A 24512-nucleotide genomic window follows, 5' to 3' on the forward strand; every position below is an offset into this window, starting at 1 on the left:
TTATTACAATGATTTAATTGGTAACGTTATTCGAACCTTTAAGCCTCCTTCTAATAAATTACTTAGAGAGATATCGCCTTGATGCATTTGGACAATTTCACGGGCAATAGTTAATCCTAAACCAGCTCCTCCTGTGCTACGCGAGCGAGAGCGTTCACTGCGATAGAACGGGAGGAATACTTGTTCTAGTTCCGCAGCTGGAAGTCCAGGACCTTTATCCATAATGGTGATTTCAACCTGTTGAGGCAAGTGCTGCAAATGGATTGTTGCTTGAACACCATAATGCACCGCATTATTAATTAGATTATTCAAGGCGCGTTTTAATAAATTCACTGAACCCACATAAATCAATTTAGGGCAGTCACTAGTAAAATGTACCTGATAATTTAATTCCAAGGCATCATCGCTTAATGAGGACAGCAATGCGACCAAATCAAAGCGTTGAGGTTTTTCTTCATGATTAATATCACGAAAATAATCTAGAGTTTCCTGAATCATCAGTTCCATATCATTAATATCCGCACTAATTTTGGCATAGTGGGGATTATCTGATAGATATTCAGTTCTTAGTTTCAAACGGGTCAAGGGGGTACGTAAATCATGAGAAATCGCGGTCACAACCCGAGTGCGATTGGCTAAAAGTTTATTCACTTTTTTTTGCAGGTCGTTAATTTTTTTAAAAATGGCTTTTTGATCCGAGTTGCCTGTGAGGGGAATGGGCAGCCAATTTTCCTGGTTTTCATTATAACTTAGGCTTTGGATTAATGTTTGAATAGGCTGGTTTAGTGTTCTTACGGCCCAATAATTAAGAAGTATTAATGCGCCTAATAAAATAAGTAGCAGGCTGACAATAAAACTTAGTTGATTCGACACGGGGGGAATCATGCTGACATTTAGCCATGCGTTTTCTTGGATAAATAGAGAAAATTCCAGCTTTTTATTTTGCTTCATGAGGTTGAACAAGACCGGGGCTTTTAAGGTTAACAAGGCATTTTGTTCATAGGCTGGAGTAGGCGATAAGCTAATTTCAGACCAGCGAGAATGGCGATTTTGCAGAATGGAGGGCCAGCTAGATTGGGGGCTTTTTTGCAATTGATTCACCAGACGTGTTAATGAACGTATGGTATTGGCAGAAATAAATGAATGAGTATGTGCGTAATATTGCCCTAATTGCAGCAGAGCAAAGCCTATAATGAGATTACCCAGGACTAATCCGAGCAGTGTTTTTTTCGCGGTAGTGGTTAACTGGCTCATAACATATCAACCTTCGTTTTGAATTGATAGCCGCCACCACGAATGGTTAATAGTAATTGGGGATTGCGGGGATCAAGTTCAATCTTTTTGCGCAAACGACCAATTAAGACATCAATGGTACGATCTTGCGAATCAAAGTACTTATCGTATAAGAGATCCATCAGTTGATCTCGAGTTAAGATACGTCCTGGATGTTCTAAAAAAATTAGTAATAATTCATATTCACGTTGGCTTAGGGGAATTGCAATGGCGTCTTGGTCGATCAATGCATGCGTATTGCGATCGAGAGTCCAATTCTCAAAATGGATTTGCTGTAAGGGAGCGAGTTTTTTCCGCTCTTCACTTAATTCGCCTTGAGTGCGTCTTAATTGTGCTTTGACTCGCGCTAAAAGCTCACGAGCGCTAAATGGTTTGGAGATATAATCATCAGCCCCTAGCTCCAGTCCTGCAACTTTATCGGCAATACTGTTGGCTGCGCTGAGCATAATAATAGGCATGCTGTGTGTTTGGCGAATTATTTGGCAGAGTTGGAGGCCATCCATCCCCGGTAGCATGATGTCGAGAATCACGAGATCAAAATTATGTTCTCGCAACAATTGCTTGAGCGTAAGCCCATTTAATGCACAGGTGGTACGAAAACCATTTTTAATCAGATAATCGTTGATCAAATCTATGATGTCTTGATCATCATCAATAATCAAAATATGATGTTTTTTGGTATTCATTCAGTGCCTACAGCTAAGGTAGGAAGTCTCTAATTTATTGTAACAACATTGTTACAATAAACAATCCATTTGTCATATTCCTATTACATTGTGTTATTACACTTAGCAATGAAGACCATAATAGGAGAAAAAAATGAACGTTAAACGTTTGCTACTTGTTAACAGTTGCGCTTTCGCATTAGTGGGGGCTTCTGTGGTATTTGCTCAAGCCACAATCGAGAATGTAGATAAAGGCGCACAGAAACAAGAGCAATGCGCTAAATATAAATCACTTTCTACAGAACAACGTGCTCAATTACAGGCTCTACGAAAAAGTATGCGTGCAGAAATGCAGCCTTTAATTAAAGAAAAACGCGCGCTCAGAGCACAAATTAAAGCGGCAATTACAGCGCCCAATGCACAATGGAATAACGTTGAGGCCTTAGTGGCCAAGAGTAATGAGGTGAATAATAAAATCACCATGGTTGTTGTAAAAAGCCGATTTGATGCTTTTCAAAAAGTAGGGGTGTTGATGCCTTTCAGACATCATCATAAATGTCATCACGACAATAAGGTAGTTCAATAGGAGTGTTTCGTAGCCTTAGACCCTTGAATTACCGCGGCTTGACCGCGGTAATTAGGCACTCTTAAGGCTACTTTAATTCAACCACAATGACTTTTATTGGATGTTCTCCCATATTTTCATCGGTATGCAATTCGCCAGGAACATCTTTGAGCAAATAATAAGCTTGGCCCTTTTCTAATTCGAGATAATGTACTTCGCCTTTATTGTTGGTCACTTTTAGCTTACCCGAATTCAATGCTACCAGAACCCGATTATGCTCGTGACGATGCATGGCTAAGCTTTGCTCTTTATTGGGATAAATCAACGTTTTCCACACCTGAACTTTGTTATTCGCGAGCAGGGGTATACGCTGGGTGCTATTCGCCTGGGCTAAAAATGAAATTAACATAAAAATCAAAGCAGTAAATTGACGCATCTTTTTCCACTCTTTTTGCAAAATAGAATAAAACTATAATACAAAGTCGTGTTGAAGGGTATCGGTAACGACCTGCTGAACAAGTTGTGCCAATTTATCATACATTTGTGTTTTATATGAAGTTGTCCGCCAAGCAACGCCAATTTCTCTATATGCTTGTTTATTTGTTAGCGGTAAGGCGATTAGCTCAGTTCCTTTAAGAATCCCACTGTTAATTGCTAATGTCGGTAAAAAGGTAATTCCGGGCTGATGATTGACCATTTGAATTAAGGTATGCAAGCTGGTGGCAAAGAAATGATTAATTTGTTTGCTGTTTTTTAGTTCACAGGCTTGCAGGGCATGGCCAGTCAGGCAATGTTCTTTTTCCAAAAGAAAGATACTGTTTTCAGGTAAGTTACTGATCTCGGGGTTAAGGTTTTGGTGGTGCCAGGTTTTAGGCAAAACTAATTGGAAATAATCTTTCCCCACAATGCGTGTATGCAGATCTGGGGTAGGATAAGGCAGAGCAAGAATTACCATATCGAGCTTACCCTCGCTTAAAAGTTTTAATGCATTTTCAGTTGTATCTTCCCTAACAAACAGAGTTAAGTCAGGATAGCGTTCCTGACATCGGTTTTGCAGGCCATTTAATATAAAAGGAGCAATAGTGGGAATAATCCCCAGATAAAAGTCACCTTGCATCATCTTTCCCTGAGTTAGCGCATAATCTACCAAAGCATCAGTTTGCTCAAGGAGTGCTCGACTACGTTTTACAATCTCTTCGCCAAGGGGGGTAAACAAAAAGGTTTTGTGATCGCGTTCTAAAAGCTGTACTGCAAGTGTTTCCTCAAGATTAGTAATTGCCGCACTCAATGTGGATTGACTAATAAAGCAAGCTGCTGCGGCACGACCAAAATGTTGGTGCTCATAGAGGCTTAGCAAATAATGTAACTGTTTTAGATTGGTTAATTTTCTCATCGTTTTTTCCGATTAAATAAATCTGTTTTATTCATTTTAAATAATTATACACCATCACTATACTAAAAATGTAACCAGTAATGAGGAGATGATTATGTTAACTGTTGGCCAAAAAATACCTGAATTTTCGGTGGTGGCGGTAAAACCTGGTTTCAATAACCATGAAGAAAATGGGGTTAGTGCTTTTGAAGTAATTAACGAGCAAAGCTTTGCTGGTAAATGGAAAATACTTTATTTCTATCCTAAAGATTTTACTTTTGTATGCCCAACAGAAATTGTGGAGTTTGCTCGATTAAATAGCGAGTTTAATGATCGTGATGCGGTTGTATTAGGAGGCAGTACCGATAATGAGTTTGTAAAATTGGCCTGGCGTAGAGAACACAAAGATTTACATGCTTTAGATCAGTATAGCTTTGCTGATGTGAATGGAAAATTAACAGATGGGTTGGGAATTCGAGATGCCGAAAGCGGCTGCGCTCTAAGAGCCACCTTTATTATTGACCCTAATAATATCATCCAACATGTCAGCGTTAATTCGTTAAACGTAGGTCGTAATCCACAAGAGATATTACGTATTTTGGATGCATTACAGACTGATGAGCTTTGTCCTTGTAATCGTCCTGTGGGCGGGGACACGCTGTAATCGATTTGTAGACGGGGCTGTAGCCTAGCAAAGAGAACTCGTGGCATAGCCGATGCTGGGCTTTACAGCCCAGCCTACATTTAAACGGCAGTCATTAAATTAATACCAAACGTGGAGAGGTTATTATGTCGATTGAACAATTAAAACAAAGTATTCCTGATTATGCTAAAGACATACGTCTTAACGTCAGTAATCTATTTGGGAATATAGCTCAAACTGGCTTAACAGAGAGTCAATTTTATGGGACTGTTTTGGCCATTGCATACAGCCTCAAAAATAAACAAATACTAGAGGCTATTTTAGCGGAGGGGGAAGAGTATATAACGCAAGAATTACAACAAGCAGCAAAAATAGCCGCAACGTTAATGGCCATGAATAATGTGTACTATCGTGCCATTCATTTGGCTGCGAATAAGGAGTTGTCATTATTACCTGCTAATTTACGCATGAATGCGATGGCAAATTCTGGCGTATCTAAAGTGGATTTTGAGCTGTTTGCCTTAGCGGTATCTGCTTTAAATGGTTGCGGTATGTGTATCCACTCTCATGTGGCGCAGCTTGACGAAGCGGGAATAAGTAAGGTGGCGATTCAATCAGCTTTACGCATTGCTGCAGTGCTTAATGCGGTGGCTGCAGCGCAGGCGATTGAAGAGTGAATGTAGCCGTATTACGACCTCGTCTAATACGGGCTACGTGTTGGCGTTGGAGCTCCACCAATTTTTTCCATCCACTAAGCGGGCCACCATCATGCTACCCACAGTATTGCAGGTCACATTAAGCATGGTTGCTAATGGATCAATGATGATGCTGATGGCTGCAATCGCAATTAAAACCGAAGGGGGAAAGCCATAGACACTTAATATGAGCAATTCCCCTAACATCCCACCACTAGGAATGGCTCCCATGACCGTACCTACTAATAAAGAAACTCCTATAGCCGTAAGCAATACGCTTGTACCAGAAAAATCCCAATGAAAAATTCCAAATAAGAAGGCAATTTTAAAAATACCACCAATAACGGAGCCTTCTTTATGGATAATTGTGCCTAAAGGGATCACTGTTTCATAAATCTCCGGTGAAATATGCATTTTTTTCGCAGCCATTAAGTTGGCTGGAATACTTGCTGCACTGCTGCAGGTGGCAACCGAAGTTACCGAAGGCAGGAAAATCGCACGCCAAAATAATTTAACCCCCTGCATTTTTCCTGCGATATAGGCATACACAGTAAAGCCAATGACAAAGTATAAGAATGTATAAAAATAATAAAGTTTGGCAATGCGCAGATAATTTTCCATTAACTGGGGACCTAGTTCATTAATTAGCACTGCAAAGTAGGCAAAAAACCCTATGGGGGCGTAATACATGATTAGAGTAAAAACCTTCATGAAAATTTCCTCTCCAGCATGTAAAAAGTCAATAAATACCTGTCCTTTTTCACTTTGGTGGGAGGTGGAAATGCCGACTAAAAGAGAAAATACGATTAAGGCTAAAATATGCTGATGTGACAGTAGGTGGCTAAAATCTTTTACTGTAAAGATGCCGGCAATTTGGTTACTAAAACTAGTGGTATTCGGTTGAACTTGAGTTGCCAGCGGCAATGTAATTCCTTGTGCTGGTGAGAACATTTTAACAATAAACAGTGCATAAATGGCAGCGATTAAACTGGTAAAAAGGAAGACTATCGCCATATTAAAAATGATTTTACCTAACTTGCCCATAGAGCCGAGTCGCGCAATGGCTGAGGTTACACTGAAAAAAATTAAAGGCACAATGGCGGTGAAAATCAGATTCAGAAAAATTTCACCAAAAGGTTTTAAGTAAGGGGTGATGGAACCAAAGTAATAGCCAGTTAATCCTCCCAGCAAAATAGAAGCCATTAAAATAAAAGGAAAAAAATAAGTTCCCAGAATTTTTTTTGCTGCAGCCATGTAGTTATTTCCTTCAATTTTCGGCAGAGATTTTTAAGGCTTGGTATTTTATACCCAAGGTAGTGCAAATGCTATTTATACTTTGGGTGAGGTCAAGTGTTGCTAAAGTAAATATTTTGTACAAATGTAAAGCATATTTTGTTGATTTAAATATTTACATGCTGTATAATTCGTGCTGCCTACATAATTAAACCGCGAGGGTACTTATGCCTGCTATTGACGTTGTTCGTTACACGCCATCTGAGTTACAATCCTGGGATATCGCATTAAAAAATAATCAAGCACTAATTCTTAATTATCGCAATCGTATTAACCAATATCAGCTCGTTTTAACCCCTTTACAAGAGGAATTACAACGAATAGACCAGACTATCAATGAAACTCTTGCAGCATTAAATTTGAATACTGGCGCATCTCTTGATGTATCTGCTTATCTCAATCCGAACTATCATCCCCCTCGACATGGTGACCATAATACTAATTATCGAATTACTGAGTTACAACGCCAACTAATTCGCTTGGAGCAACAAAGAAAAGATCGTGTTAATGACATGATACCTTATCAAAATAACACCAGTCGTTTAACTCAAGAACTGAATACATTAATCTCGCAGAATGAACTAATACAGAAACAGATTGAATCAGCAAATGTGTTCTTACATGTATTACGTTCTACTCCACGTATTTTAGTAATGGAGCTGCGTGCGAAATTACTTGCAGCGGTAAATGCTTATGAAGATAAGCATACGAGTAACCAATCATTGGCTGTTCGCAGCTGTTTGCATGCAATTCATAATGGTTTAGATTTGTTAATTGCGGATATATATGATGTCGCTACTCAGCAACAAAATTATTTACGCTTATGTGGCTTTTTAGCAGACCTCTATTCCCGTGTACAACAAGAAAATAGAGATGATATTTTTCTCCGCACTTTGGCGGAGGTTATTAATACCACGCATATACACCCACAAGAAGATCTTTTAGACGACCTAGGGGTTTCATTTAATGCCATCGCTTGGTTTCGGGCTGCAAAAAATGAACAACGCCGTATTTTTGCAATTACCGAGTCTGAATTAAACAGTGATGAAGTAGCACGTTGCCAGCAAATAATGGATCGTTTGTTGGATGACTCGTTATCACAAGCGACCTATTTACAACAGAGTATTAGACAAAGCGCTCAAGCGATCGACATCGAGATCTGTGAGAAACTTCGTAAAAATGAGTCTATTGACTATCATTTTTATACCTGTTTAGCCAATACCTTGATGCAATTACATCATGACAGTAATTCATATGTAACAGAGCGTTTGTTTTATATGGTAGAACAAGCACCAGGAGCCTCTTCATTAGGTAAGAAACTGTTTGGCGCTTTAATGGTTGTCTTAGGTGCGGCGATGGTCACTGCCAGCGTTTTAGCCTTTGCATCTTCTCTCGGTAGTACTTCTGCTCTTAGTGCTTGGGGAAGCGCTTTAGGACTTCATCTTATCCAAACTCAGGTTGCGGCTTTTACCTTGAGTTGTTCTATAACCACGGCAGTTGGTACTGGGCTCACTTTTTGGGGGGCTCGTACGATAAGCGCCAGTACTCGACAAGGTTTATCACAAAACTTGATGGATACTTATGATGCGGCACTGAATGACGTAGGCCCTACAGCACCTTTAGCTGATGAACAACCTACATACTACGCCCAGTCAATGTAGCAATTATTGATACATTTAAATAAGCCCTATAATCTATGGTATGGATGAGGAGATATAGGGCTTTATATCGTCACTTAAATTTTCATAGGAAATGAAAATGAAAGAGAAACAAAACTATTTTTTTAGAACTAGGACGTCAAAAAATACATCTAATCATCAGGAATATGGGATTCAAATCCCTTCTCCTGCTGATAGTCAACAAATGCATGAAATGCCTGCAGGCGCGCAAGAAGATCAATATCAGCGCTTAACGCATATGGCTGAAAAAATAGAGCAAATTCAGTCGCAGAATCCTTCGCTACCTATTATGACCACTGAGCAAGTCGTACTTCCTGAGCTGTGGAGCAAAGTATTTACCGCAATTAAAGAGGGGGATGAGGTCGCCGCCCTTGAATGGTTGGGCAAAATTCCCGTACGAGATGTGTTGTTACAAGCCATACTTACCACCCATTCTTTTGAATACTTGCAAAAGCTGGTGCATTATTGCATCCAGGCAAGGGCTAGTGATGTTCTGGATTTAGACAATGACGTCGTGATCACTCCAGGTGCGTTCGAAGTTCTGATCAAAGATCTTGCTACCACTTTATCTCATGGTGCAAAAGTACATTTCTCTTTTGGCTTACCCAGCCATCATGCATTCAAAAATGAAGGCAGTGGTTTTTGTATTTTAGATAAAACAGCAATTTTAATTAAATATGCCGCATTGGCCAATCCAGCCTTAAGATTTTTGGTGATAGGGACCGATGTTAATCGCGATAATGGTTTAGGTGATGATTTAATAACTACCGCTGCTCATTTACCGATTTGCCATGTGGATATTTTTGATTCACGGGTCTATCCACGACAAGATCATTCTTTTATCCAAAGAACACTGGGGTTAGCAGGCGAGCAAATAAAAGAAGGAATTAACAGTTGGCGGCGCGGCAGTGCGCAGTATTTGGCGGTGGATTTAAGTATAACCATCCGTCAAAATCAAGAGTTGCATCCTGCTCTTGTATTTGCCATACACCAAGTGGAAGAGCATCTTGCTAAGGCCATAAAAGACAAACAGAAAATTATGATTTTCTTACCAACGGGTTGGGACTCCCATGAGGATGAAACGGCTTATTGCGGTAAGTACATTAACAACCGCATGATGAGCAAACTCGAGGCAACAAAACAACGCTTCAGTGACGCGGATATGATTACATTTTATGAGAAAATATTTAGCTTGTATCAAGACAATAAAAAATCTATAGCTGGAATATATTGGGGCTTAGAAGGTGGATATCATCGTCCTATGTATGAAAAGCAAATAACGCTGCTTATGACTCAAGTGGTAAAATTAATAAATGAAGACACCAATAACCTTGATGCAGAGCAACATCATCAAGATTTTCCTCGCAAGTAACCACAGCATGGAGCTATTTATAGATATTTGAATGTAGGCTGGGCTGCATCAAGAGTTACATGAGTAATGTTGGCCGAGCCCTACCCCAGCCTATATATTAATGCTTACGTTTTTAACTGCTGGTAATAACTTAATGCTTGAGCCCTTGCCGCTTTATGATTAATAACAGGTTTGGGATAGTTGCTATTCGCATAAAATTGTTTAGCATGAACAGACTCCCAAGGAGCATGAATGGATTCACTGTCTAGTAGAGAAAGCTCAGGCACCCACTGACGAATATAACTGCCGTCCGGATCAAATTTTTGACTTTGTAATACCGGATTAAAGATACGAAAATAAGGTGCTGCATCAACACCACAACCAGCAACCCACTGCCAACTGGCACTATTATTTGCCAGGTCGGCATCGACCAGAGTATCTAAAAACCACTCCGCACCCAAACGCCAATCAATCATCAACCCCTTGGTCAGGAATGATGCCACAATCATACGTACGCGATTGTGCATATAGCCGGTTGCCCATAACTCTCGCATCCCCGCATCAATGATGGGATAGCCAGTCAAGCCTTTTTGCCAGCAGGTTAATAATTGTTTCTCGTTATGCCAAGGAAATGCATCAAACTCCACTTTAAAGTTCTTATTAGCCAGTTCGGGGAAATGATAGAGCAGATAAACAGAAAATTCTCGCCAGCCAAGCTCGCTGAGAAAATGTTCTGCTGAAGCGATATCACAATTGGGATCAAGTTTGGCTAGTTCAATAGCACGTACAATGATCGATGGGCTGATTTCCCCAAAATGTAAATGAGGTGATAAACGTGAAGTTGCATTTTTTATCGGATAATCGCGATTTTTTTTATAAGCATGCAAGTGATACTCTATAAACTCATGCAGCTTGTGTTGCGCACCATCTTCTCCTGGAGTCCAATAATCACTAAATCGAGAAGCCCAATTGAGCTTGGGCAATAAGCCCCATGCATTAAGTTCATCGCTTTGCAGCTCAAGACCACTAGGTTGTGACGTCAAAGGTATGGGGGGCGGAATATCAAGTATTTGCTTACAGTGCTTCCAGTAGGGGGTAAACACTTTAAAATAGTCCCCATTTTTATTTTTAATCGTCCACGGTTCGTGAAGCAAGCTCCCATTTGAACTTTGTACTTCAATACCCTGTTCCAACAATGTTGCTTTAATTTTTTTATCGCGTGCAATCGCTTTGGGCTCATAACAGCGATTCCAAAATACAGCGCTTACTGGAATCGTTTTGAGTAAATCTAAAATAATCTCCAATGGTTCGCCTTTACGAAGAAGGAGATTTAGTCCCTTCTGCTTCAAAGAACAACTTAAGGAGCTAAGACTATGATGAAGCCACCAGGATTGTGCTTCTCCTAAGAGACTGATTTTTTCATCATAAATATACAGGGGGATCACGACGCGATATTGAGAACAGGCTTCAATAAATGCGGGATTATCACTCAATCTTAAATCTTGGCGAAACCAGACTAAGGCTATAGTCATATCAATCTCACGAAAAGGGAATAAGAAATATGTCATCCGGAGCGTAGTAAATGTACTTCTCAGGATGACATAATTTTTAAAAACTAGGGTAAATAATAATAGGGATTCGGTAACTTATATCCTTTTTCGGCATAGCCACCTTTTATATCACTATACTGATCCCCAATTGTTGCAATAATGGTATAGCCTTTTTGAGTAATCAATTCACGTGTACGTGATTTAAATGGAATAATGGATCGCTGCCCATAATCGCTGGGGCGCAAATAAAGTCCCGCCCATTTATGATAACCTGCACGATGCAAATTTTTTACTGTAGCGTTTGTTTCTGGCTTGCGTCTTCCTGTTATAAAGAATACTTTTACCCCATGCTTTATGGCATCGTTATATAAGCTGAGAGTCGGTCTAATTGCGGGGGAATTTGCAGCCATGACATCTTGATGAAACTCTGCTTTTGTTCCAGTAAAATCACGTTTAATCATATATTTGTAATTAGATAAACTGGTTTCGTCGATATCTAGAACAATAGCTAGCTTTTTGGGGTTTTTTCTTTTTTCATTCATACGCGCTTGCTGATTAATATCGTGTTGCGCTTTTTCAATCACTCGCGCTAAATCTTTCTCATAAAGTCCCGAATCATGGTATTTTTTTAGTTCGTTTTTTACACAGGTTAAGTTTGGTGGCTCTGCATAAGTGGGCGGTATAACAGCAAGGGCGGAACAAAAGGCTAAGGCCGCGAGAGGCAATTTTTTGAGGAATGGCTTCATTTAAATACCTATGTTTTTTCGATGGCGGCATTATACTCAAGATACTTTATAATTTGGTAGTACAATCCCTTATAAAATGCAGCGTTTTTATATTTCCTCAGTTATAATGCGCGTTTATTTTGTTTAAATTGCCAAGGCCATGCATTTAAAGCAATTGAAATTAGCGGGTTTTAAATCCTTTGTTGATCCTACTGTAGTGTATTTTCCAAGCCAGTTGGTTGCCGTAGTTGGCCCTAATGGCTGTGGAAAATCCAACATTATTGATGCCGTACGTTGGGTGATGGGGGAGAGTTCTGCCCGTAATTTACGTGGTGAGTCCATGACGGATGTTATTTTCAATGGGTCCTCCAATCGTAAACCGGTTGGACAAGCCTCAGTGGAATTAATTTTTGATAATAGCCTTGGGCGTTTAACAGGACCATTCGCCAGCTATGGTGAAATTGCGGTAAAACGTGTAGTGACCCGGGATGGCGATTCGTCCTATTATTTAAACGGCAGTCGTTGTCGTCGTAAAGACATTACCGATATTTTTCTTGGCACGGGGGCGGGGGCGCGTGGTTACTCCATTATTGGCCAGGGCACTATTTCCCAATTGATTGAAGCAAGGCCTGAAGATTTACGGGTGTTTCTTGAAGAGGCAGCGGGCGTTTCCAAATATAAAGAACGACGAAAAGAAACCTTACAGCGTATTGCACATACCCGAGAAAACCTTACTCGTGTGGCCGATATTCGTGATGAATTAGATAAACAATTGCAGCGTCTGGAACGTCAGGCTAAAGCAGCCGAGCGCTATCTTATTCTTAAAGATGAAGAGCAATTATGTCGTGCTGAAATCTTAGCCCTAAAATGGCGCGATTTTGTAGCACAGCAGCACGTGAAGCAACGCGAATTACAAGATTTAGCGGTGAGCCATGCAGAACAGCAAAGTCTTTTAACTAAGGCTAATACCGAGCGCGTGGTTTTCAATGAGAAACTCCATGATGCAGATGAACAAACCCAACAAGTACAGGCAACTTTTTATCAGTTGGGAACGGAAATTGCGCGTTTAGAAGAAACAATTCAACAACAGGCCCGTGAAAAAAAGCGTTTGGAACAAGATCAACAGCAAATGCAAGATGATTGGCAGGTAGCTGAAGAACAATTAAAGCAAGATCAAGAAGAGTTACTCCAGTGCCAGCAAAAAGCAGAAAGCTTGGATTTGCAATTAACTAAATTACGCGCTCAGTTTAAAGAGCAAGAAGGGCAGTCTCAGGAAACCCAAACACAACAAGCGCAATGGGATCTGCGTTGGCAAGAAGTACAAGCCCAAGCGAATAATTTGAAAAGAGAATTTCAGGTAGCGCAAGTCAATGCTCAGCATTTAGAACAAAAACAACAGCAAACCTTAGTTCGTTTGGAAAAGCTTCAATTAGAACAAGAATCCATATCCATTACTGAATTACAGCAAACTCGCAATGACCTAGAAAAACAACGGGAAAATTTGGTAGAAAATCAACAGTTTGATGAGGCACAATTAAAGCAATGCCAAGAGCATTCCAGCCAAGTAAGGGCTAAGGCACAGGAAACAGAACAACAATTGCATCAATTGCAAGATGAGTTTCATCGTGCTAACAGTGAGTATGCTGCTTTGCAAGCTGCCCAACGTGCTGCCAGACAAGGAATGCAAACCAATAAAAATGGTGTTAGTGTCTGGACGGATAAACCGCGTTTGATGGATGTACTCCAGGTCGAACCCAAATGGCAAGTTGCCTGTGAGCGTGTACTGGATGAGGCCTTACATGCTTATGTTTTGGAAACCTTTGAGGAACTATGGCCGCAACGAGAAATTTGTGAGCGCCAAGGGGAAAATGTTGTTACGTTGCGCGCGGTGGTAGAGCAAACCACAACTCGTCCTCGCCTCATCGATAAGATACACGGAACCGTGCCCGCACATGTACATCCCTTAGAGCATATTTTTACTGCAGAGCATTTTGATGAGGCATTAAGTTGGTTGCCTGAATTGGTTGAATATCAATCGATTATAACGCCAGATGGTTTCTGGTTAGGTAACGGTTGGGTTAAGTTTGTTCCTGCCAAGGAGCAGGATGAATTAGGTTTACTTGCACGACAACAAAAGATTGCCGATTTAACCCAGGTTGTTAGCTCACTTGAGCAAAAAATTGCAGTGCTAAGAGAACAACGTGATCAATATCATCAAGAGGTGCAAAAGAGCATTCAAGATATTGAATTGCAGCAGTTGAATGTGAACTCTTCTAATGAGGCATTAAGAACAAACTGTGCGGCCTTAAGCACTAATGAGCAAGCGCTACTTCATGCCGAGAGGCTCGCCGCCACTTTGGCAGATGAATGTGAAGAATTACAGATGGTGTTAGAAGAGACTGTTGCTGAGCATATGACAATTAAGGAGCGCTTGCAGGAGTTAGAGGTACAATGTCAGGAATCCGAATTGCAGCAAGAACAATGCCTGCAGGAAAAGCAAGAATGGCTAAATGTGTTAGCTTCGCAAAATAAACAGGTGGAAGATGCGCGCATAGCCTTACACCATGCGGAAATAGAATACGATCGAGAAAAAAACAAAATACAGCAATTGGGGGAGCGCATTGCTCGTGAGCAAGAACGCTTGGATATTCTACAAGAGCGTTTGGAAAGTTTGGCATTACTCTGTTTACAATCGGAGAACCCTGGTACTGAACTCAAAGAACAATTAGACCATCTCCTACTTCAACAAGCTGAAGTGGAAATGCAATTAACCATGAGCCGTGAGCAGCAAGCTCAATTGCGTATGGATCTTGAAGAGCTTGAGAAAAATATTTTAAACTGTGATCTTGAGGTCAAGCGTGTGCAAGAGTTAATTGGACAAGCGCGAATGGAAGAACAAGCCTTAGCGGTTCGAGCTAGTTCCGTACAGGAATCTTTAGACGAGTCTGGTTTACAGGCACAGGCGGTATTAGAACACATTCCTCAAGGTATCAACCAGGGAATGCGGGAAGATGAACTGCTTGCCTTGACTGATAAAATGAAACGTTTGGGGGCGATTAACTTAGCCGCAATCGAAGAGTTCGCGAGCGAACAACAACGTAAAGTTTATTTAGATGAGCAGCATAATGATTTATGCGAAGCCTTAGCAACACTTGAAACTGCCATTGAAAAGATGGATAAGGAAACTCGGGTTCGCCTTGAAAATACCTTTGATGAAGTAAATACTTCATTTAAGGCGCTTTTCCCACGACTTTTTGGCGGTGGTCGTGCACAACTCGAATTAACTTGTGATAATTTGCTAGAAGCTGGTATTGTAGTAATGGCACAGCCACCCGGGAAACGAAATAGCACGATTCATTTGTTATCCGGTGGGGAAAAAGCGATGACTGCGGTGGCTTTAGTATTTGCTATTTTCCAGTTGAATCCTTCACCATTTTGTATGTTGGATGAGGTGGATGCGCCTTTAGACGACGTTAACGTAGGGCGTTTTTGCGCGATGGTAAAAGAGATGTCACAATACGTACAGTTCCTTTTTATTACACATAATAAAGTAACTATGGAGTTGGCAGATCATTTGATGGGGGTAACTATGCGTGAACCTGGTGTTTCTCGCTTGGTTGCTGTTGATGTAACACAAGCTTTGGCTATGGAGTAAAGAATGCAGGCAAATTGGAGTTTAATTCTTAATGTCCTGTTGTTGATTGGGGTAATAGTTGCCATTGGGCGCTTAATGAAGGCTCGTAGACAGGGCTTAAACACAGTACGACAACCGAGTAGGGGACGAGCAGAGCCAAACCCTGCTTATGATGGCCCAAGTTATAATGATGACATCATTGCTGTACGGAAGCTAAATGCTGAATCTGCGGTTGCAGAGGAAGTAAAAAAAAACAGCGCTAACCCACCACAGCCACGATTAATGCCTGAAGACGAAGAGCCGGTTTTAAATACGGATACGCAGGCAACACCTAGAGTTGATTTAGGGCGTGTTGAGGAATGGGAGCAAGAGGCTCCAGAGGACGCGACAGGGCCGACGCTCATGATGTTTTTACTTGCAAAGGAAAGCAGACAGTTTGCTGGTTATGAATTATTGCAAACTGTTTTGGCTGCTGGATTACGTTTCGGTGATAATGGCTTATTTCATCGCCACCAATTTACTAACGGTGATGGCCCTATTATATGCAGCTTAGCCGCAGCAACCGCTACTGGTATTTTTGATTTACAGAACATCGGTGCTTTTACGGTCCGCGGTTTATGTCTTTACATGCAGGCAACGAATAATCCTAAAGTTGATGCGCAGCGCTTTGCTACCATGTTGGATACAGCAAGACAGTTAAGTGATGGTTTGGACGCCCATTTATTAGACGAACAGCGTCGTCCCTTAACTGAAGAACGTATAGCACGTTATCATCAAACACTGAACTTGAACCATGCTCATCTTGACGCAGCTTTAGCTTAGCTCTGCCGTAGGTCGGGTCCATGGCCCGACCTACACTAGATTATAACCAGATTATATAGCTAAGAACTGTTGCCCCGCATACAAAAACTGCGGCTTCATACATTATCCCCTTGAACTCTAAGCTAAAGTGTTAGTACACTAGACTTTTGGTCTTTCCTTAATACATATGAATCTAAATACAGTTGCTGCATTACTTACTCAATCATGTCAGATTAATGCTGAAGTTACCGGTATTTGCACTGATAGTCGCGAAATAAAACAGGGAAATGTGTTTGTTGCGATTCAGGGGGAGAATTTTGACGGACATGAGTTTATTCATGAGGTTGAAGCAAAAGGTGCTTTGGCCGCGATTGTTAAGCATGCTGTAGCAGGAGTGAGTATTCCTCAGTTTGTAGTGCAAGATCCACTACAGGCTTTAGCTAAAATTGCTGCCACTCATCGCCAAGATATCCATTGTCCAGTTATTGCGTTAACGGGCTCGAATGGCAAAACCACGACCAAAGAAATGATCGCTGCTATTTTGCCTGCGCCCTCACACGCAACCAAAGGCAATTTAAATAATCATATCGGTGCTCCCTTAAGCGTATTACAGCTTACTAGCCAGCATCGTTATGCTGTTTTTGAGTTGGGGGCGAACCATCCTGGTGAAATTGCACATACCGTGGCAATTGTTCATCCTGATGTAACTCTAATTAATAACATTGCACCCGCTCATGTAGAGGGTTTTGGCTCGATTGATGGAGTTGCTCGTGCGAAAGGTGAGATCCATCAAGGTCTTGCAATAGCGGGTACTGCTGTAATTAATGATGATGATAGCTATGCTCATTTTTGGGATGATCTGTTAACGGATAAAAAAGTATTACGTTTTTCAATTGAACATCCTGCAGATATTTACGCGCAGGATATTCGTCTAGATGCTCGAGGATGTGGGCAATTTTCTTTAATTCTACCTAATGGGCGCGTGGATATTCAATTGAATGTTCCTGGGATGCACAATATACGTAATGCCTTAGCTGCTGCTGCATGTTGCTATGCGATTGGTATTACGATTAAAGATATTCAACAGGGATTAACTAATTTTGGCGGTGTGAAAGGACGCTTGACCGTACTGTCTGGTAAAAATCAATCTACCATAATTGATGATACCTATAATGCTAATTTACGTTCTGTGCTGGCTGCTTTAGAGGTTTTAGCTGAGCGTCCAGGTAAAAAGGTGTTCGTTTTTGGCGATATGGGTGAATTAGGCACTTGGGCTACCCAACATCACCAAGAGGTAGGCCTTGCTGCTCGCCATTTGGGTATCGATTTACTATTGAGTTGCGGCGCATTTAGCAAATTGGCTGCCGAGTCGTTTGGCTCTGGTGGTAAGCACTTTGAGAATCAGGAGCTGTTGGTTGAAAGTTTAGTCAACGAGTTGTCTTCTGATACAGTTGTTTTGGTGAAAGGATCTCGATCCAGTGCTATGGAAAAAATTGTGAATAAACTGCTTAATTGATTGGGCCTGAGTATGATATGCTTGGCCACTTTTTTTTCCATGCTTTGAATGTCGTTGATTGTCGTGAGTGTTCACCTTAGGTGGTAATTGAAGGAAAACTGTAGTCTGGATCGAGCGCAATCTGGGATCGCGCTTTGAAACAGGCTACGTTTCTTTGGGGCGGTGCCATTAGGTGAATGCTTACGTTTTTTGCGTATGATGCAATACGATAGATCTAAAGTGCTATTTTAACAAGAGGAACAACACTATGCTCTACTGGCTAACGCAGTTATTTCAAGGACAATATCATGCGTTACGGGTGTTTCAATATTTGACGTTTAGATCCATTTTGGCTGCATTAACCGCATTGATCGTAGGTTTGGTTTGCGGGCCTTATACGATTCGCTGGTTACGTAATATGCAAATTGGTCAAATGGTTCGTGACGACGGTCCTCAGTCACATTTATCAAAAGCAGGCACCCCAACTATGGGGGGGATTTTGATTCTGATTGCTGTTACTGTAAGTTGTTTGCTCTGGGGGGATTTGCAACAGTCCAGCTTGTGGCTGGTGTTGCTCGTGACCTTAGGTAATGGGATTGTCGGTTGGGTTGATGATTATCGTAAGTTAGTTCTAAAAAATAGCAAAGGTCTACCAGGACGTTGGAAGTATTTTTGGCAGTCAGTGATTGCACTTATTGCGGTAGTTTATTTATACATGAATGCTACCTTACCAGTACATACTCAACTAACCGTACCATTTTTCAAATCAGTTACTATTGGCTTGGGAGTATTTTTCCCAGTGCTGGCTTATTTTGTTATTGTCGGTAGTTCCAATGCAGTGAATTTGACCGATGGTTTAGATGGCTTAGCCATTATGCCAATCGTTATGGTGGCTGGAGCTTTGGGGATTTTTGCCTATGCCTCCAGTAATGCCGTGCATGCCCATTACTTAGCAATACCCTTTGTTCCTAATGAAGGTGAGCTAACTATTTTCTGTGCGTCCATTGTTGGCGCTGGCCTTGGTTTCTTGTGGTACAATAGTTATCCAGCCCAGTTATTCATGGGGGATGTTGGTTCTTTAGCCTTAGGTGCGGCTTTAGGCATTGTTGCAATCGTAGTTCGCCAAGAATTAGTATTGCTATTGATGGGTGGTTTGTTTGTGATTGAAACGCTGTCGGTAATTTTACAAGTGGGTTACTTTAAGTATACCCATGGCAAGCGTTTATTTCGTATGGCGCCACTGCATCATCATTTTGAATTAAAAGGTTGGTCTGAGCCAAAGATAATCGTACGTTTTTGGATTATCACTGTTGTATTTGTGTTATGCGGATTGGCTACTTTAAAACTTCGATAGGCAAGGTGCATTCATGAAACATCCTCTATATTTAGTTGCAGGTTTAGGTAAAACAGGGCTTTCTGTAGCACGTTATTTGCATCGCAATAACAAGCCGTTTGTTGCTTTTGATACACGGCCGCAAGCTCCTAATTTAGTTGAATTTGCTGCTGAATTTCCGGAGGTTCCTGTTTATACACAACAGCTTCCTGAGGACGTCCTGGGGCAATTAACGGATATTATTGCCAGTCCTGGTTTAGCCTTAGATATGCCTTTTTTAAATCAAGCCAGAGCGGCAGGCATCCCTATCTATGGGGATATTGAATGTTTGGCCCGTGAAATCCATGCTCCAGTAATTGCCATCACCGGAACTAATGGCAAATCCACAGTAACTACTTTAGTCGGTGAAATGGCAAAGGCGGCGGGATTTAATGTGGCTGTTGCCGGCAATATTGGTACTCCTGTATTGGATATGCTTGATGATGAGCATCAGTATGACTTATGGGTCTTAGAGCTATCCAGCTTCCAGTTGGATTTAACTCATTCCTTGAAACCCGTTGCTGCGACCATCCTTAATGTATCGCCTGACCACCTAGATAGACATCATACGATGGAGGCTTATATTGCGGCCAAACAGCGTGTGTATCCTCATGCAGAAGTGTCGCTTTATAATCGTGAGGATGTACACACGATGCCCGCTTTAGCAACACACGCTATTTCTTTTGGTCAAGATGCGCCTACTGCAGGAAATTGGGGCTTAATTAATCAAGACGGAAAAATTTATTTAGCTAAAGGAACTGCTTGCATTTTGCCTGCAGAGTCTGTATTAATCAAAGGAGTACATAATTGGCTCAATGCTTTGGCCGCATGTGCTTTAGCTGATGCTGCAGGGATTGCACAATCGCATATTGTAAATGTACTGACTACGTTCTCTGGTTTATCTCATCGCTGCCAGTGGGTGCGTACCCTCGATGGCGTTGAATGGATAAACGATTCAAAAGGAACAAATATTGGTGCGACAATCTCGGCAATTAATGGAATAGGAGGTTCTATGCAAGGAAGGATTGTGCTTATCGCGGGGGGGCAGGGAAAAGGGGCTGATTTTACTGAATTGGCACAACCCATCGCAGATTTTGTTCGTTCTATTGTTTTGATTGGTGAAGATGCTGATAAAATTGAAGCAGCTTTGGCTGATGTGGTTCCAATCGCACGTGCTTCTTCATTAGATAACGCGGTAGCCGTAGCCAAAATGCAAGCAAAACCTGGGGATGTGGTTTTGTTATCTCCAGCTTGTGCCAGTTTGGATATGTTCCGTGATTTTAATCATCGCGGAGAGTTATTTACTTCTCTTGTATGTGGACTTTAGGGCATGAAACCAAGACACGTTAATCAAAGAGGTAAACCTGTAAGCAAACCCATTTCTCTTTATGATAAGTGGTTGATTAGCGTTGTCATTGGTTTATTAATTATTGGCTTGATGATGGTTGCGTCAAGCTCAGTCATGATTTCTACTAAATATTTTCATCAACCCTTTCATTTCTTAATTCGTCAGGCTTGCTATTTATTTGCGGGGTTAATGATTGCCCTTATTGTGGTGCGTACGGACAGCAGCTTTTGGGAGCGTATTAGTGGGCCTATGCTTATGGTCTGTTTGTTCATGCTGCTTATCGTATTAATTCCAGGAATTGGAAAAATGGTGAATGGTAGTCGACGTTGGTTGTCGATTGGGCCAATAGGGGTTCAGGTTTCTGAAATTGCAAAGCTTACGATGATTTTTTATCTTGCAGGCTACCTGGTTCGCCAGCAAAAAGCAGTAAGTGAGAGTATTTTGGGCTTCATTAAGCCGATGGTGGTTTTGGGTGTGGTTTCCGTATTATTGTTACGCGAGCCTGATTTTGGTGCGACCGTAGTGATTTCTGGCACGGTTATGGCCATGCTATTTCTAGCAGGAGTTAAATTACGGTACTATATAGGGCTATTGCTCATAGTTATGGGGGCGCTGGCTTTCTTGGCAGTTTCTTCCCCTTACCGACTTGCTCGTCTAACCGCGTTTTTAGATCCTTGGGCTGATCAGTATAATAGTGGTTATCAGTTGACGCAGTCATTGATTGCTTTTGGACGTGGTGGCTGGTTTGGTGCGGGACTCGGAGAGAGTATTCAGAAGTTATTGTATTTACCTGAAGCGCACACCGATTTTTTATTCGCAGTGTTAGCAGAAGAGTTAGGTTTAGTGGGCATTTTGATGGTCATTGCCTTGTATAGTATTCTGGTATTTCGTGGGCTGACGATTGCATACAATGCGTTTGTACAGGAACGGTTTTTTGCATCATATACAGCCTATGGTTTGACCTTTTGGTTAGGGCTGCAAGCAACTATTAACATGGGGGTAAACTCAGGTTTACTGCCTACAAAAGGGTTAACTTTACCACTGATGAGTTACGGTGGTGCAAGTATGGTAATTAATTGTGTGGTCATCGCATTGTTATTGCGCATTGATCATGAAAATCGTTGGCAGGCTTTAGGACTAAAACCGCTGTCAGCATAAGGGGGAATTGTGAGTTATTCAGGACCATTTATATCTCCAAGGATGGGGCGTGTTGAACAAATTCATTTTGTTGGAATTGGTGGTGTAGGCATGTGTGGTATTGCTGAGGTATTGCATAATCAGGGATATCGCATCACCGGCTCTGATGCAGGTGAGAGTAGCACGGTACAACGGTTAAAATCTCTAGGTATTCCTGTTTATCTCGGCCATGAGGCAGAGCACATTCGCGGGGCTGATGTTGTCGTACGCTCCTCTGCGGTGGGCATGGATAATCCTGAAGTTGCAGCGGCACGAGAGCAGATGATCCCGGTGATACCGCGTGCTGCAATGCTCGCTGAGTTGATGCGTTTTCGCCATGGTATCGCAGTTGCTGGAACGCATGGTAAGACAACCACAACGAGTTTGGTCAGTAGCTTATTGGCAGAAGGGGGCCTCGATCCCAGTTTCGTTATTGGTGGTAAATTAAATAGTGCCGGTGTTAATGCCAAGCTTGGTCAGTCGCCTTATTTCGTCGTCGAAGCTGATGAGAGCGATGCCTCATTCTTATTCCTTAAGCCTATGATGGCAATTGTCACCAATATTGATGCTGATCACATGAGCACCTATGATGATAACTTTGATAAGTTGAGAACCACCTTCCTTGAATTTTTACATCATTTACCATTCTATGGGCTTGCCGTAGTCTGTGTGGATGATCCTGAGGTACGTGGTATTGTACCCCAAATTGAGCGTCCTACCTTAACTTATGGATTTAGTGATGATGCCCATTATCGCGCCGTTGATTGGACTCAGAATGAATTGATTAGCGAATTTACCGTAATTCGCCCAGCCCCCCACGCAGTGCTTAATATTCGTTTCCAATATCCAGGGCGTCATAATGTATTAAATGCCCTAGCCGCGATTGCGATTGCTACCGAGCTAGGTGTTGATGATGCTGCTATTATGAGCGCTCTTGCCAAGTTTCAAGGGGTTGGTCGTCGTTTTCAAATGTTGGGTGAAAAACATTTTGAGCGCGGTTCAGCTCTAATTGTTGATGACTATGGTCATCATCCACAAGAAATCTTATCAACCATTGATGCATTTCGTCGTGTGTGGCCGAATAAGCGTTTAGTGCATGTGTTCCAACCCCATCGTTATTCCAGAACACAATCTTTGCATGATCAATTTGTCGATGTATTGAAACTGTCTGATAAATTATTTTTATTTGATATTTATTCTGCTGGTGAAACAGCTATTCCGGGAATTAGCAGTGAAAGCTTAGCACAAAAGATCGAAAGCTGTGACAAAAATGTTACATTAGTGAATGAGCGCTCGCTTAAGGCTATGTTGGACGAATTTATCCAAGATGGTGATGTTATTCTAATGCAAGGTGCTGGGAATATTGGTCAAATTGCAGTGAATCTGATGAAAGAAGAACTGTAATAATCGATGATGAGTAGCACTGAAAAAGATTGTGAGCTAGTTGCGGAATGTCAAGGCACTTTGCTTTATAATGAATCTTTGGCAGAATACACCACCCGGCGTGTTGGCGGGCCAGCCGCCAAGCTGTATCAGTCGGTAATTACCGCTGATTAGCTGTTGTTTTTACGTAATTTGCTGGCTAAAAGGATTTAGTTTGGGGCACTGGTTTCTCAGAAACATGCCAACTTTATTATCAATTATCAAGGTTCAGCTTCTGTAGCTGATATTGAAGCATTGATTCATTTGGTGCAAACTAAAGTTCGTGAGCAAACAACTATTGAGTTGATGCGCGAAGTTCATATTATTGGAGACGCTTAATGTCTAAGCCAATCAACCTGGCACTGCTTTATGGTGGAAAATCCGGAGAGCATGAAGTTTCATTAGTTTCGGCTGCATCTGTTTTAACTCATTTGGATGCAGAAAAATATCATATTATTCCGATTGCCATGGATAAAGAGGGATTTTTTCATGTGCATCAATATGAAGATCTATTAGCCTATAAAGACAAGCTTCCAGTAGTTACAGAACGCTCTAAGCCTTTAGCGAGCCTATTGATTGATGGGCGTTTTGCTGTTGATGCAGAGGTTGTGTTTCCTGTAGTTCACGGCCCGCTTTATGAGGATGGCTGTTTACAAGGTATTTTGGAACTGGCTGGTATTGCCTATGTTGGATGTGACGTCTTACCTTCTGCTATTGGTATGGACAAAGACATGACGCGTCGTGTGGCCTGCATTGATGGTTTGCAATCAGCACGCTATAAGCTTTTATCTTGGCATACTCCTACTGCAGAACGGCAACGTTTCTGCCAAGAGGTTGCCACTGAATTTGGTTGGCCATTATTTGTGAAGCCATGCTCTATGGGTTCCAGTGTGGGCATTCACAAAGCCAAAAATATGAGCGAATTGTTGGCTGCAGTCGATGATGCGCTGCGCTATGATGAAGAAATTATAGTCGAATCGTTTATTGAAGGCCGTGAGATCGAGTTGTCTGTGCTCGAAAGCTTAGACCCTTCTGCAGCTCCACGAGTGAGTATTGCTGGAGAAATATGTGTTCATCATCCTGATGGCTTTTATTCCTACTCGGCAAAATACCTCGAGAGTAATCAAACTGATTTAATTATTCCTGCTCCTTTAAGTGCTGCTTTAGCGGAGCGATTAAAGCAAGCTTCTGCAGATGTCTTTACCCGTTTAAAATGCAAAGGCATGGCACGGGTCGATTTCTTTGTGAATGATAAAACAGAAACAATTTATTTTAATGAAATTAATACCTTGCCTGGTTTTACTTCCATAAGCATGTACCCAAAGTTATGGCAGGCGAGTGGTTTAGCTTATCCTGATTTGCTTGATGAACTAATTCGTATTGCACAGGTTCATCAAAATTGTCGTAAACATTTAGTAACTAATTATCAGTGA

At 41.5% G+C, this 24512-nt stretch carries 21 protein-coding genes and 1 pseudogene; 15 read left to right on the forward strand and 7 right to left on the reverse strand.

Going from position 1 to position 24512, the window contains the following annotated elements; genetic code table 11:
• Positions 1–3: 3 nt before the first annotated feature.
• Together J2N86_RS02090 and J2N86_RS02095 are read right to left on the reverse strand one after the other, a co-directional pair.
• On the reverse strand, positions 4–1254 hold the full coding sequence (locus tag J2N86_RS02090) for a sensor histidine kinase (protein WP_252580606.1): 1251 nt from the start codon (positions 1252–1254) through the stop codon (positions 4–6).
• Positions 1251–1979: a response regulator transcription factor gene (locus J2N86_RS02095; protein ID WP_252580608.1), complete on the reverse strand. Its 729-nt coding sequence runs from the start codon at positions 1977–1979 to the stop codon at positions 1251–1253. Before J2N86_RS02095 ends, J2N86_RS02090 begins: the two co-directional genes overlap by 4 nt.
• A gap of 133 nt (positions 1980–2112) precedes the next feature.
• Between J2N86_RS02095 and J2N86_RS02100 the strand changes: the two genes are divergently transcribed.
• Positions 2113–2544, forward strand: a complete 432-nt coding sequence (locus J2N86_RS02100; RefSeq protein WP_252580609.1) for a Spy/CpxP family protein refolding chaperone — start codon at positions 2113–2115, stop codon at positions 2542–2544.
• A gap of 67 nt (positions 2545–2611) precedes the next feature.
• Here the strand turns inward: J2N86_RS02100 and J2N86_RS02105 are convergent, their stop codons facing one another.
• Positions 2612–2959, reverse strand: a complete 348-nt coding sequence (locus tag J2N86_RS02105) for a cupin domain-containing protein (protein ID WP_252580611.1) — start codon at positions 2957–2959, stop codon at positions 2612–2614.
• Positions 2960–2992: 33 nt separating this feature from the next.
• Entirely contained in the window at positions 2993–3916 is a 924-nt protein-coding gene (locus J2N86_RS02110; RefSeq protein WP_252580613.1) for a hydrogen peroxide-inducible genes activator, read from the reverse strand.
• 94 nt (positions 3917–4010) lie between these two features.
• Between J2N86_RS02110 and J2N86_RS02115 the strand changes: the two genes are divergently transcribed.
• Both J2N86_RS02115 and J2N86_RS02120 read left to right on the forward strand, forming a co-directional pair.
• Positions 4011–4559 (forward strand): peroxiredoxin, encoded by a 549-nt coding sequence (locus tag J2N86_RS02115; protein WP_252580615.1) that lies wholly within the window; start codon positions 4011–4013, stop codon positions 4557–4559.
• Positions 4560–4684: 125 nt separating this feature from the next.
• Positions 4685–5215: a carboxymuconolactone decarboxylase family protein gene (locus tag J2N86_RS02120; RefSeq protein ID WP_252580616.1), complete on the forward strand. Its 531-nt coding sequence runs from the start codon at positions 4685–4687 to the stop codon at positions 5213–5215.
• 33 nt (positions 5216–5248) lie between these two features.
• Here J2N86_RS02120 and J2N86_RS02125 read toward each other — a convergent pair whose 3' ends face one another.
• Positions 5249–6487, reverse strand: a complete 1239-nt coding sequence (locus J2N86_RS02125) for a dicarboxylate/amino acid:cation symporter (RefSeq protein ID WP_252580618.1) — start codon at positions 6485–6487, stop codon at positions 5249–5251.
• Positions 6488–6693: 206 nt separating this feature from the next.
• Here J2N86_RS02125 and J2N86_RS02130 point away from each other — a divergent pair, with 206 nt between their 5' ends.
• Positions 6694–8187: a coiled-coil domain-containing protein gene (locus J2N86_RS02130; protein WP_252580619.1), complete on the forward strand. Its 1494-nt coding sequence runs from the start codon at positions 6694–6696 to the stop codon at positions 8185–8187.
• Between the two features lie 97 nt (positions 8188–8284).
• The gene (locus J2N86_RS02135) at positions 8285–9577 is read left to right on the forward strand and encodes an arginase family protein (protein WP_252580621.1); all 1293 of its coding nucleotides are present in this window, start codon (positions 8285–8287) and stop codon (positions 9575–9577) included.
• Between the two features lie 104 nt (positions 9578–9681).
• Here the strand turns inward: J2N86_RS02135 and J2N86_RS02140 are convergent, their stop codons facing one another.
• Positions 9682–11088 (reverse strand): cryptochrome/photolyase family protein, encoded by a 1407-nt coding sequence (locus tag J2N86_RS02140; protein WP_252580622.1) that lies wholly within the window; start codon positions 11086–11088, stop codon positions 9682–9684.
• Between the two features lie 83 nt (positions 11089–11171).
• Positions 11172–11852 carry an HAD family acid phosphatase gene (locus J2N86_RS02145; protein WP_252580624.1) on the reverse strand — a complete coding sequence of 227 codons (681 nt, stop codon included), beginning with the start codon at positions 11850–11852 and terminating at the stop codon, positions 11172–11174.
• 139 nt (positions 11853–11991) lie between these two features.
• Between J2N86_RS02145 and smc the strand changes: the two genes are divergently transcribed.
• From smc to J2N86_RS02195, 10 genes and pseudogenes are all read left to right on the forward strand, one after another.
• Positions 11992–15486 carry a chromosome segregation protein SMC gene (smc, locus tag J2N86_RS02150; protein WP_252580625.1) on the forward strand — a complete coding sequence of 1165 codons (3495 nt, stop codon included), beginning with the start codon at positions 11992–11994 and terminating at the stop codon, positions 15484–15486.
• Between the two features lie 3 nt (positions 15487–15489).
• Entirely contained in the window at positions 15490–16287 is a 798-nt protein-coding gene (locus tag J2N86_RS02155) for a cell division protein ZipA C-terminal FtsZ-binding domain-containing protein (protein WP_252580627.1), read from the forward strand.
• Between the two features lie 166 nt (positions 16288–16453).
• Complete coding sequence (locus J2N86_RS02160) at positions 16454–17782, forward strand: UDP-N-acetylmuramoyl-tripeptide--D-alanyl-D-alanine ligase (RefSeq protein ID WP_252580628.1); 1329 nt, start codon at positions 16454–16456, stop codon at positions 17780–17782.
• Positions 17783–18029: 247 nt separating this feature from the next.
• Positions 18030–19115: a phospho-N-acetylmuramoyl-pentapeptide-transferase gene (gene mraY / locus J2N86_RS02165; RefSeq protein ID WP_252580630.1), complete on the forward strand. Its 1086-nt coding sequence runs from the start codon at positions 18030–18032 to the stop codon at positions 19113–19115.
• Between the two features lie 13 nt (positions 19116–19128).
• Positions 19129–20460, forward strand: coding sequence for a UDP-N-acetylmuramoyl-L-alanine--D-glutamate ligase (gene murD / locus J2N86_RS02170; RefSeq protein ID WP_252580632.1), 1332 nt, complete (start codon positions 19129–19131; stop codon positions 20458–20460).
• Between the two features lie 3 nt (positions 20461–20463).
• Positions 20464–21639, forward strand: coding sequence for a putative lipid II flippase FtsW (ftsW, locus tag J2N86_RS02175; RefSeq protein ID WP_252580634.1), 1176 nt, complete (start codon positions 20464–20466; stop codon positions 21637–21639).
• A gap of 42 nt (positions 21640–21681) precedes the next feature.
• Positions 21682–23061 (forward strand): UDP-N-acetylmuramate--L-alanine ligase, encoded by a 1380-nt coding sequence (murC, locus tag J2N86_RS02180; protein WP_407658980.1) that lies wholly within the window; start codon positions 21682–21684, stop codon positions 23059–23061.
• A 6-nt stretch (positions 23062–23067) separates the two neighbouring features.
• Positions 23068–23214: a hypothetical protein gene (locus tag J2N86_RS02185; protein WP_252580637.1), complete on the forward strand. Its 147-nt coding sequence runs from the start codon at positions 23068–23070 to the stop codon at positions 23212–23214.
• A 42-nt stretch (positions 23215–23256) separates the two neighbouring features.
• Positions 23257–23418 (forward strand): annotated as a pseudogene (locus J2N86_RS02190) (UDP-N-acetylmuramate dehydrogenase); the annotation flags it as partial.
• Entirely contained in the window at positions 23418–24512 is a 1095-nt protein-coding gene (locus J2N86_RS02195; RefSeq protein WP_252580638.1) for a D-alanine--D-alanine ligase family protein, read from the forward strand. The pseudogene J2N86_RS02190 and the gene J2N86_RS02195, both read left to right, overlap by 1 nt.

Origin of the sequence: Legionella lytica (genome assembly GCF_023921225.1) — a bacterium.
GTDB classification, from domain to species: domain Bacteria; phylum Pseudomonadota; class Gammaproteobacteria; order Legionellales; family Legionellaceae; genus Legionella; species Legionella lytica.